At 40.7% G+C, this 12,037-nt stretch carries 7 protein-coding genes; 2 read left to right on the forward strand and 5 right to left on the reverse strand.

Annotated features, from left to right (window positions below):
* Window positions 1–144 precede the first annotated feature (144 nt).
* Window positions 145–3,495: a caspase family protein gene (locus DF182_RS10830; RefSeq protein ID WP_113615636.1), complete on the forward strand. Its 3,351-nt coding sequence runs from the start codon at window positions 145–147 to the stop codon at window positions 3,493–3,495.
* Here the strand turns inward: DF182_RS10830 and DF182_RS10835 are convergent.
* The 5 genes from DF182_RS10835 to DF182_RS10855 are packed head-to-tail and all read right to left on the reverse strand — an operon-like array spanning window position 3,488 to window position 11,051.
* Window positions 3,488–4,771 carry a hypothetical protein gene (locus tag DF182_RS10835; RefSeq protein WP_113615637.1) on the reverse strand — a complete coding sequence of 428 codons (1,284 nt, stop codon included), beginning with the start codon at window positions 4,769–4,771 and terminating at the stop codon, window positions 3,488–3,490. The genes DF182_RS10830 and DF182_RS10835 overlap by 8 nt on opposite strands.
* Window positions 4,746–7,268, reverse strand: coding sequence for a hypothetical protein (locus DF182_RS10840; protein WP_113615638.1), 2,523 nt, complete (start codon window positions 7,266–7,268; stop codon window positions 4,746–4,748). The genes DF182_RS10835 and DF182_RS10840 overlap by 26 nt, the downstream gene beginning before the upstream one ends.
* Before the next feature lie 4 nt (window positions 7,269–7,272).
* Window positions 7,273–8,499 (reverse strand): hypothetical protein, encoded by a 1,227-nt coding sequence (locus DF182_RS10845; protein WP_113615639.1) that lies wholly within the window; start codon window positions 8,497–8,499, stop codon window positions 7,273–7,275.
* Window positions 8,489–9,469 carry an AAA family ATPase gene (locus DF182_RS10850; protein WP_113615640.1) on the reverse strand — a complete coding sequence of 327 codons (981 nt, stop codon included), beginning with the start codon at window positions 9,467–9,469 and terminating at the stop codon, window positions 8,489–8,491. The genes DF182_RS10845 and DF182_RS10850 overlap by 11 nt, the downstream gene beginning before the upstream one ends.
* Window positions 9,462–11,051, reverse strand: a complete 1,590-nt coding sequence (locus tag DF182_RS10855; RefSeq protein WP_113615641.1) for a caspase family protein — start codon at window positions 11,049–11,051, stop codon at window positions 9,462–9,464. Before DF182_RS10855 ends, DF182_RS10850 begins: the two co-directional genes overlap by 8 nt.
* 372 nt (window positions 11,052–11,423) lie before the next feature.
* Here DF182_RS10855 and DF182_RS10860 point away from each other — a divergent pair, with 372 nt between their 5' ends.
* On the forward strand, window positions 11,424–12,014 hold the full coding sequence (locus DF182_RS10860) for an RNA polymerase sigma-70 factor (protein WP_113615642.1): 591 nt from the start codon (window positions 11,424–11,426) through the stop codon (window positions 12,012–12,014).
* Window positions 12,015–12,037 lie beyond the last annotated feature (23 nt).

The raw sequence follows: 12,037 nt of genomic DNA on the forward strand, positions 1-12,037 counted from the left end.
TAGTTGGCAGCAGGGTTCTCCGTTAAATAAAAGAGGATTGCATCTTGCAAGCCTCTTTTATTTAATATCTTCTCTACCCAACACAACTCCTGCTTCTGCCATAGAAATTGTAAATTAGCGATTGCCAAAACCCTTATTCCCCATATGTCTAATATTTTTGTACTGCTGGTTGGTATTGATAAATACTCCGATTTTCCTTTAAATGGTTGTGTCAATGATACAACAGCAATGGAATCCTTTTTACAAAAGAGCTTTTCAGATGATGAGCTGAAAGTAAAAATATTAACAGATACTGAAGCTACCAGGAATAACCTGATCGCATCTTTTTCCTTCTTTGATGATGCAAAAGACGGAGACACCTGCCTGTTTTACTATAGCGGTCATGGGTCCCGGATGCCGGCCCCTAAGGATCTTGATAACGAAGGAGACCCCTATGTGCAAACATTTGTATGTTTCGATAGCAGAGAAGCGGAGGGAAGAGATCTGATAGATAAGGAAGTGGCCTTCCTGATCCGGAAAGCTACCCAAAATAAAAAAATAGATTTTATTGCCATTACTGATTCCTGCTTCTCCGGAGGCGTAACCAAAGGCGCTTCCGAGGATAGTGATAGTAAAAAATACCGGAGGGTATCACCTTCTCCCAAAAACATCAACAGCGTTAAGGATTATCATGGCTTTGATGAGGATTCTTATGACCGCACCAGAGATGGCCGCTTAAAAGTAAAAAAGGGCCCCCACCTTCACCTCGCCGCATCATCCCCCACAGAGCTCTCTGCAGAGATACTATTGGATGGTAAAATACAAGGCGTTTTCACCCATTGCCTCCTGAAAATACTTGAAACAGAAAACAGAGAAATCAACTATCGCTCACTGATGGACCGCGTGAAAGGGAACGTAAAGAATACCGTAAAGGACCAAACGCCGGAAATGCACCTCATCGGCGACATCTCACCAGATGATCAGCAACACATATTTCTCACCCGAAATAAAATTGTCAATCAAAACAGGTATACTGTTTCCTTTGATACATCATATGACTGGTGTGTAAATGCAGGACCATGGCAGAATGTTATGGAAGGTGATCAACTGATTTTACAGGATAAAAGCCATAGCAAACTAAATGTATTAAAAGCCGTTCGGCCGGATCAATCCCAGATTACCAAGCCCTCACATATACAGGACAAATCAGTACAGATACCGGCGTTAGTGGAACGGAAAGATTTGAGAACAACAGCGATAACACTGCATATTGATATAACCCCGGAAGCGCGGCAACACCTGCTGAATGCAGCCGATGAATTTAATTCCGCGTACTTCCACTTAACTTCCGAACCCAACGGATTATATCAAATAAAGCAAACCAACAACGGCGACCTTATCTTTGTCCGCACCCAAGAAGACAAGCTTATAGATACCCCAAAAACAGTTGATAACCGGGATTCCGCGCTTGAACTGCTGAGTAATCTTGAAAAGGTACTGAAGTGGGAACAAATGAAAAAACTGGAAAACCCAGACAGTACTTTAAAAAATGTTTATAAAATTCGTTTATTCAAACTACATTCTTCTGAAAGGGAAGAAATCACTGATCCTTTTGCAATAAATGATCTTTGGTGGAAAGGGGATGATTGGGAAATGCCCAGTATTGAGATTGAGTTGGAAAACCTATCATCCCATCCACTTTATGCCTCATTTGCATATTTAAATGTGGAATATGGCGTGAAGGCTGATTTCTTCGACAATGATATGAAACTACAGCCCCGGGACACGAAGAAGGTAATATTAAAAACTCACGGTGGCGACACTACGAAGATTCCTCTACATATTGATAAAGAGCTGTTATCTAAAGGATATTTTGAAATAACAGAATACCTGAAAATATTTATAGGCACCTCCAGGATCGACACCGAACGATATGCACAAGAAAACTTAGGTGCAACTAATGAAAAATCAGATATAACGAATACAATAACAAAAGGTCCATATATAGGGCCCCCTGTTTCGGATTCATGGGATGTGGCACTACTTGGATTCCGGATAATCCATCCCAGGGATGAGAAAAATATCCATGAAGCAGTAAACGGCAAAATAGTGCTGAATGGCATAACTGTGGAAGTTCCTACCGGATTAACCGGATCAATAGGTCTTTCCTCTTCGAATGTCGTAACCAAAAACACTACCGGCATTACACCTCCTGCCTATGCCAGCAAAGACAACGGGATAATACCATTCAACCTGGTACCTGGCGACACCACCCAACCCATCACTGACATAATAGAGCTCTTTGATGTTTCAAATCCTGAACTTGTTACACATGAAAATCCTGTCATTTTACATTTGACAAAGCATAAAGGCGAGGAAGATAAAGATCTGTTGCCGGTGGGATATGATGAAGAAACAGGTTTATATTACCCTGTCGGCTTCCATACAGAGGATCATACGGTTCATATTACAACACTACCTACACCTACTACCTCAGATGCAGCCGTTACCAAACGCAGCTTTACAGGCTCTATTAAGATATACTTCCTGAAAGTAATTGGCAGGAGGATCGGCATGAGGTATGATTATCCACGCCTGGCTATTCCTCAGTTGAGTTTAGATAATGAGGTCAGCTATAATTATAAGAGCGCCGATGTAGCCGCAGCAGTGGAAAAAGCCGATTCCATCGTATTGTTTATTCATGGAATCATTGGCGATACAGAAAACATGGCAAAATGTATCACTACACCGCTGAAAGATGCCAGCACATTAAGCAATAAATGTGATCTGATACTCACCTACGACTATGAAAATCTTCATACGACCATAGAAGAAAATGCGGAATTACTGGCTCGTAAACTACATGAGGTTGGTTTGACAAACAATCATAGTAAAAAGCTGACAATTGTTGCACACTCGATGGGTGGACTGGTGTGCCGGCATTTCATCGAGCAATTAAAGGGGCAGACAGTTGTATCCAAACTCATCATGCTTGGAACACCCAACAACGGTACTCCCTGGGCAGATGTCCGGGACATGATTGATCTTCTTCTGACGTATGCATTAAATAATCTCATCACCTTAAAACCCTGGATGCAAGTGCTCCTGGCTGCCAGCAAAAGGTTCGTAAAAGGTACACAGGTTACACTGAAACAGATGAATGCCCATTCTGGCATATATGCCAACCTGAATACCGGTAAAGATCCTGAAACCCCATATGTGATTATTGCTGGCAATACCAAACTGTTGACTACCGGTCACGGTGATATAATGGAGCGACTCAAAAAGTTATTTTCCAGGAAACAAATGATGTATGACACACTAAATATACTGTTTCAAAAACCCAACGACATTGCTGTATCTACAGAGAGTATCACTCAATTGCGCAACAGTGACAACTGGTCTTTAAAACCTATTCGTAAAGAAATAGCCTCCGATCACATGAGCTATTTCTTTATGCAGGAAGTGCTGGATGACATTGCGGAGCATATAATAGTTCCTCCCAGTGTCAACTAACCGGGGATGTGTAACCACGGAAACGGATCACTGTTTCGAAGAAAATACTGCTCTCCGGAGCAGTGATCAGTTTGTAAAACAACGGCGTATTGCTCATCCCAGGAAGGGGCTCTACCTGTTTCATAGAAGTAGTATCCAGGATATCCTCATCAACCACCATTATTTTCATAAATACATCCTTTGTGGATGACACTATCGTCGTTCCAGGATCAGTGGGCTTTACTCCAAAAAGCGCTTTAATATTATCAATATAAACAAGCTTAGAATCGGGCGTACCTCCTGGAACTGGTAAAGTATATAACTGACATGATAAATTATTAGTAAAGACAGCCACAATAAGTGCAAAGCCTTTCTCCAGGACACTAGCACTGACTGTTATGAAATCATTCTGAATGTATGTTAAACTTCTGGATGGTGGGAAGATAAAATTTTCATTAACAACCTGGCTAAAGCCTTCGTTTGCAGCATCAAGCTCGTTAACCGGAATGGTCATATCACCAGACGTAAGAGTAAAATTAGATGGAGAAAAAAAAGTGCCCACCTTCACCTTCATATTCAGTAGCATCAACCATGCACCCAAACTGTTGAATTCCGCAATATCTTCTTTCTTCCAGACGCCAGGAATGATTCCTCTGGCAATAGGAATGCCGGCCTTTCCTGTCCTGGTAATTGTAAATTCATTCTGGTTCTCTATAACCCGAAAATCACTATGGTTATCACTGAACTTTAAAAATGGAGATTCCAGAGAGATTATATCGCTGTTATTTGACTGAAATTTAATGATCCTATTGGCCACGGCACCGATTATACTGGCAGTCTGTTTATCTCTCTCCAACCTGGGTAAGACATAGTCTGATTTGAACTTATTAAAAGCCAGCTGGGCATCTTCATTCCAATGATCGTAACCCAACCCTTCCACTGTCAAAAGTATCTCTGGATATATCAAGTGTAGTTTTTCAACAACACCCGCATTATACACTGCTCTGAACAAGCCGGTACGGCTCAACCATAATTCTGTTACCTGTGGCATGTTACTGGTATTATATCCTTCTTCATAAAGATATTGCACAAATGCCTGGAACATAGGAAATGTAAGCCGTTTTTCCGTGGTATCAAGGACACTTATCGCTTTAATACCAACCAGCACCTCACGTATGATGGGAGAATATTCAATTGGAATGTCCCAGTTGAAGTCTGGAGACGATACAATGGAAACAGTAGCAGATGCCCATTGATGTTTTTTCCCTTTTTCAGATTGCTGCATATTCTTCAACATAATTTACTCCTGACTGCTCAAAGTTGATCCTAATAGGAGTAGTACTAAACAATATTTTCAAGTCTATCTTTCTGGATTTTTCCATCAGCTTCTGGAATTTTTGCCGATCATTCAATTTAAACAACTCCATCCGCCCCCGATCACCAACTGCAAATTTCTCCGCATCACGGGGTGTCACCCTTGAAATAGACATGTCTGAACCCAGCAGATACACATCGAAGTAAAGTGGAGCATTGGATGCCTTGAGCATTAAAATTGGTATCTGAATTCTAACCTCGCCATCAACAACTTCAAAAGCATCTTTAGTAATCATAAGTTCATTATCATTACGAGTCAGGTCAAAGTTCGCACGCGGAATCCAGGAGAACGCATATCCTATCTCATTTTCTTCGATCAACCTGTTATCCCTCATTTCTTGTATATCACGCAGGTAGATATAACGGGCAAGCTTATCGATGGTCCTTCTCAACTCTACCCAATTGGATGCTGTCCAAAATATAGGTGGCCCCGTTCGATATTCGCAGGAAAACTGGTCTGTATTCTGAACACTGGTTATACGTAATTGATGGTCTTCGTTTTTATGATATGGAAATATCTCCCGCTGATTAGGGGGATCAACATCCTCCCAAAATGAATAAATATCAAATCCCTGGTGCCAGATCTGGCGGTAAACCTGTTTGCTATGTTTTTCATTTAAATCCCAAACTAAAGCTAAATATGGCCGCTCAGGTATTACTTTAAAGAACGGCCAGGGCTTTCCATTCCTATCCCTGTTTGCACCCGAAAAACGCAATTTGCCATCATATCTTGTAAACACCTCTCCATCCCCTATTAGCTCGGACATATCATATGTTACCGCCCTTGCATTTTTATTCACAATAGGATTTACAAACTGTGGAAGGTGAACGTCAAACGAGTTTTCTTCTTTATTGTAAGTAGCGAGGTAACCACGGAATGCAGATTTTACCGGATGAACTGTTAAGAATTGACAATGCCAGGCAGATAAAGGTGCCTGAATTTCCGGAAGAATGTATGACGCCTCCAAATCTGCATAATACCTAAGTATTAACTCCAGGTGGGAGTAAGTAACCTGCCCCCTGGAGTGTCTCAATATATCGGAAATCCATTGAGCAAAATTATCTTTTATCGATACTCTATTTATATCTGACTGGAGATACAATGAACTATAGCTAATCTGAATATTGTTTGCCGTAACGAAGATTGAATTTGGGCTAATCGGCGCATTAAGTACTAATACAGTTTGTTTGCTGTAGAATTCTTTTGACTTTATCAACTCACACATTGCTGCTGCAGACAGCCATGTATCAGGTTCCTCATTTACCGCATTCCTGTCATTTTTTATTATCAGGCTATCATTCCCGTCCCTTTCCTGGCTTTCACAGGACAAATAAATGAAGGAGATATCCCTTTTTTTCAGTTGTGCAGCATGCTCCGACAGAAAATGACTGAAGGTGCCCATTGTAATTTCCTGTTGTCGGGAAATCAAAACTGGTCCAATGTTTCTTCCATTAAGCTCATTTAGGAAATGGAACAACTCTTCCATTAAGAAGACGCTATTATCCTTTTGTGATACCGCAGTATAGTCTGCATCTATCAGTAGGGGATGTATGGTGGAGACGGAAGGTCTTGCCCGGTCAATTTTTGCACCCATGCCTTGCTGAAGTGGGAGTCTGAGTGATTGACTAGCGTCATCTTCTTCTTTCGAAAGATAGGATTTACCAATAGCATTGTATAGTTTAAAAAGATCAGTTTCACTATCGGCGGCAAGCCTGGCCGTATTGGCTTTGCTATACCTTACCAGGTTGGTTAACAAATCCTTTGAGGCATTGGGCTCATGGATGCTTAAATTCACCTGTTGAATAAATTGGCTAAGGAGCATGTCTATTCTAAGCTGCCCCCATTCATTTTCATTTCTCTCATCCAACAAGGGTTTCAGCTCTTTCACCAGTTCCTCTCCGAGGTAATCCGGCTGCAGATATGACAACGCAGCCCATTCGTTAAGCTTATTGAATTGCACCCCCGGAGATGGATTACTATCCGGTACATTCTTAACATAGTAATAGAGGAAGCTGGCCAGATCATCCAACCGGGATTGTCCAAAATGTTCGATTCCAAATAATTCAAACCATTGACCATTATTCAACAGATAAAGCAGAAAGGTCCGGATCTGCGGTATTACTTCGAATGTTGTATCGGAGATCCGTCTGACCAATGGCGACAACAGAAAATCAGATACCGTAGCAAGATCTATCCTTTGCGTTTCCCCACTGCTCCTGTAAGTATTGAAGTTGAGCCAGATAAGATTAGCCAGGTCTGCATTCAACACCAATGGCAGTGCTGCATGACAGGCATATACGATATGACCAAGGCCATATCTCCTTCTGTTTTCGCCAGTACAGAACTGCTGATAATAACTTTTCAGTCTGTAGTTGGCATCTTCATCCAAAATCAGGGAACCAGCTTTAACAGGTAACATTGTATTATGGTTTTAAAACGGGTTTTCCTTTAAGTATAGCTACAGCGTTATCAATACCAGTTTTGGTAGCCTCAAACATAGGTACTTTCTCACTAATATCAGCAGCATTAGTAAACTCCCAGCGATAGGCTGGTACAGGGTTTATCCATGCCACTCTGGACACCATAGACTTTAATTGTCCGACAAAGTCCAGTGTTTTATTTTTTCTATTTTCACTGTTATCTCCTGCAAAACCACCAGCATCACTATATATGAGTACCACTATATTACCACGGAAATACGGCGTCAGTAGCTCCTTCAACTTTTTGGGTGACATCCCATCATCCGTATTAAGAAAAAAATCACCCTCTTTTTTAACCGGAATACCATTAAAGTATTTTTCACCGCCCTCCATATAAAGACCACTTTCTGCCGCTGTTGATAGAAGCGCTCTTCCAAACTTTCCTACCGCTACCATAGACTTTGAATTGTCTAGTAATATCAGAAGATGCCGCTCATTTACAGTTTTCTTTTTATAGACAAGGTCAGAGAAAAATCCGTTTTTAATCATCAGGTCAACAGTACCTTCAATACTTACCTCAGCAGAAGTACCGTATTCCCCATATACAGATAACCTTTTCCAGGCGTGCAACAAATCTCTGCGCCGAACAGGGAAATAATCATCATTCAGCATATAAAGAGACTTTTCGCGAGGAAGCAAAATTTTTGGTTTCTTCTTATCAATGAAATTAGCGTCCTTCCTCAGTTTTCCAGCGTCAAAGTGATACTGTGCCGGGTCACTCTCCAGGTCAGGAGGTGGAACTGGTGGCAAAGGCGTATTTACAGGAGAATTCTGATTGTTTATGTCTAAATTAGTCCTGGCTGCAGCAGGTATTTCAGCTTGCTTTTCGTTCTGCTCCGCCTGTAGTAAAGGCGTTTTAACCAATGCATTACTCAACACTGCAGTAGTCTCCTGCACTTCCTTTTGCTGCGTTATTGATTCAAATACTGTCTTCAATAAACTGACCTGTTCCTTCATTATTTGCCTGAACGCTGCTCTGTCATCCAAAGACTTCAACCACATCGTTTCCAGTATTGACATAAAATTGTCGATACTTTCTAACTTAAACCCTGGAGTATCCAGCAAACGAAATAATAGAAAATAAGCATCCAGACCGGGCTTGATGGACTGGATACTGCTTAACTTATTAAAAAGCTGCAGAAACAAAGGCGATGTTGATTTAACTATCATGACGCAGGGAAATCTTTAGGCTTTCTTCGTCCTTGAGTAAGGCTTCGTGATAAATTGGTCTTCCATCCTTCAGAAACTCAATTGGGTCCGTACTTCCAGCATGATAGTGAGCTATCAGGTTCATCCAATCCATTAGTTCGGCTGTGGTAACATTTTTATTACTGAACCCTTTGTCGCTTATTTCTTTCCTTAATTTTTCGAAAATATTCAATGCGGGTGTTATCAACAAAGCTTCATCCAATGAGGGGAATTGTGCCTTGAGTATTTCTTTCAGCTGAATATCTTCAAAACCGATATGATGAAAAAGACACCTGCGCAAAAAAGCCGCGGGCAACGGTTTCTCATCATTACTAGTGATGATTACCAAGGGTCTCAGGTTTTTATTTGCGGTGATTATTAGGGTATCATTTCCCTTGATTTCCGGGATAGGAAACTCCATACGGTCGAGTTCCCATAGCAGATCATTAGGAAAGTCTATATCTGCTTTGTCAATTTCATCAATCAGCATAACTTGCGGGGCAACCAAACCCTCCTTATTACTTCTGGAAAATGCCTGTCCCAGTGGCCCCAGTTCGATAAACTGACCTGACGCTTTATAGGTACCATCACCATTGCTTTTCAATTCGATTTTCAGTTTCTCCGGCCCGGTATTCAGATTGGCTTCACTTAGCCGCTCCAGGTGTTTGATCGTATAAAGTCCTTCCTGTGCTTTGGAAGTAGACTTCACATTCCATTCAAAATAATTACCCTTATAATCTTTCCCGAAAAACTCTGCAGCAACTGCCTTTGCCAAAGTACTTTTTCCACAACCGGGTTCCCCTTTTACCAATAGAGGACGCTTTAGGATCAAGGCCAGATTGACAGCAGCCACCAGAGATTTAGAAGGAATATATGCGGATTCCACCCCTAGCTTTTCGGCATCTGCTTTTGTTTTGAGTGCTTCTCCGGTGTATCTTGTTTCATTAGTCATGATGTAAAAATTTAGAGGCGATATCAGGGCAGCCGGAAAGATTGCAAATGTTCTTAATGATTTTCCCCGGCAGCAATTCTGGTTCCTGATCAAACACAGTTTTTATATTGGTCCATAATAACTCTTCAAAGAGGTAATGAAAGTTTTCTTCCATTCGTTTGCTGCCTTTATACCAACGCTTATACCCGACGTGGGTCAGTGGTTTTACAGTTTTAACGTGCAAAATATCGATCGTTCGCACAAACTGATTAATAAATGAATAATCAGTATTATGATCATCAATTATCACCATGTACACCTTCTGTTGTTGAGCTAAAGCATTCATCTTTTCTACTATTTCTACCAGACTGCGAATTAAGGATTCATAAATCCGGGAATTTCTCTTTACAGCAGTATTATCATGGGGAATCCGTATTTCTATCACAATATCAGAATGAGGCACATTTTTCATCATCGTTAAAAACCTTTCATTATCAGATTTCCCTTGATTAGAACTACCAGCAATGATATCTACCATATCTTCAGGCGGATTCTCCAGAAGCTGGATTGGAACACGAATTTTCTCTATTAGCTTTTCTTTAAAAATATCATCATAAAGCAATTTACAAACCCTATTCAGCCCACTATCCGGTGTTCCTGAAATAATAAAAAACGAGGGGCTTTTCCCTGACATTTCCAGGTCTGAAAACTCATCCACTTGCTCATTATAATTTAATATCTCCAGAACTTTCGGAAGTAGTTCAATACGCTGCCTTTTTCGGACAATATCAGTTTTGCCAGCTAATTTAAATTCACCGGGTACGTCCACCTTAAACAAATGCCCATATTCCACTTGTGAAGAAGAACCCACAAATTTACTTTGTACTTCTCTTGCAATATTTTCCCAAGATACTGACTCTGCTGTGTTGTCTTTAAGAAGATCAAGAAGCTGCCCGGTAAATTTACTATTCGTATTCCGTTCCCCAGCCAAGGCTAACTCATAGTCCCTTGTTGCAGCAAGATAAAATCTTGACATTGGTATTCCATTATCCCTACCATCCTTCATTTTACGCCTGAAATACTGACTAACATTCAGCATACCTCCGGAAAAACAGCAATCACAGATTACCAGAATATGTCCAAATCGGTATTTTTCCAGTTTGCGCAAAATATCACTTGCTTCAACCCAGAAAGATTCGTCCTTGATTTTTCTAGGGTCCTCTATATAAGGAACCCAGAAGAAATCGTTTTTTTCAGAATCCGTAGAATCTCCATGACCTGAAAAATAAATAATAAGATTGTTAGTAGGGTTGTTTATTGGTGACTCAATTATATCACCCAGTGCATACAAAATATTTTCTCTTGTAGCTTCTTCATTATATAATACCTCTCCTTTTACAACATCATTAAACTCCTTTGTCAATACCTCAATCAGATCTTTACAATCTTTCACACAATTCGGTAACGGTTTGTCCCGATAATTATCAATACCTATAGCAAAAATATAGGTCTTCCCTTCACTTTTTTCCGCGCTTAGTGTTGGGTTTGTGGATCGTTTGCCAATAAAAGGTTCTTTTGTCACTTCAGACTCCGATTCAACCATAATAAAGGTTTTGACATATCTGCTTTCAAATGCTGCCAGGTATTATTTACGGGATATCCTGAATAAAAATGATTCAGATGGGGCTGCAAAACCTTGTACTTCCCGGTACTCCGACCAATTTTTCAAGCTACAGAATGAAAATACAACAAGGTAAATATATAGTTTTTTTATTACTCAACCAATAGCTATATTGTTGTAAACTAGGAGGTTAACCATTAGCCTGCCACCACCTAAAAAAGGTATCGCGGTTTAATTATCTTGTTTATTATAGTTTAATTTATTTTACTACTTTTAAGTAATTCCGCGTGTGGAAGCTGAATTCGTAACATATCGTTAATAATAAGCTTTCCATGATTTATATACTTTTGTGTTATGAGGAACAATGAGCAGATTAGATCTCTCTTTCAAAAAGTCTGCAGTGATGATATGCAGGCATACAATGAGTTATATCTTGCTTTGTGCCAGCAGCTGCTTCATTTTTCCGCCGCGATCGTCTCGTCTTTCCATCTTGCAGAAGAAGTAGTTTCCGATGTTTTTGTTACCCTATGGCAAAAGCGCCATCAGTTGTCGCATGTAGAAAACCCTGTTGTTTACCTGTATGTCATTACCAAAAATCTTTCATTAAACACGTTACAGCAACAACGTCGTCACCTACACGAAAACCTGGAATTACTGGATACTGCTGCACTGATAATAGCGCCGGATGCAGAGAGCAGTATGATCTCCGCGGAAGTGTCGCAGAAGATAGAATCAGCCATACGTAGCCTGCCGGCCCGCTGCCAGCTTATCTTCCGGCTCGTAAAACACGACCGGCTCAGTTACCGCGAAGTAGCAGATCTGCTTAATATCTCCCCAAAAACCGTTGATGCCCAACTGGCTACTGCCGTTAAAAAAATATCCCAGGCAGTACGTTTTGACCTGTCCAGCGAACTGGCAAAATCCTACCTCCACCTCGACTCCTAATTTTTTTTCAAAACGCATAGGGA

It is taken from the genome of Chitinophaga flava (genome assembly GCF_003308995.1).
GTDB classification, from domain to species: domain Bacteria; phylum Bacteroidota; class Bacteroidia; order Chitinophagales; family Chitinophagaceae; genus Chitinophaga; species Chitinophaga flava.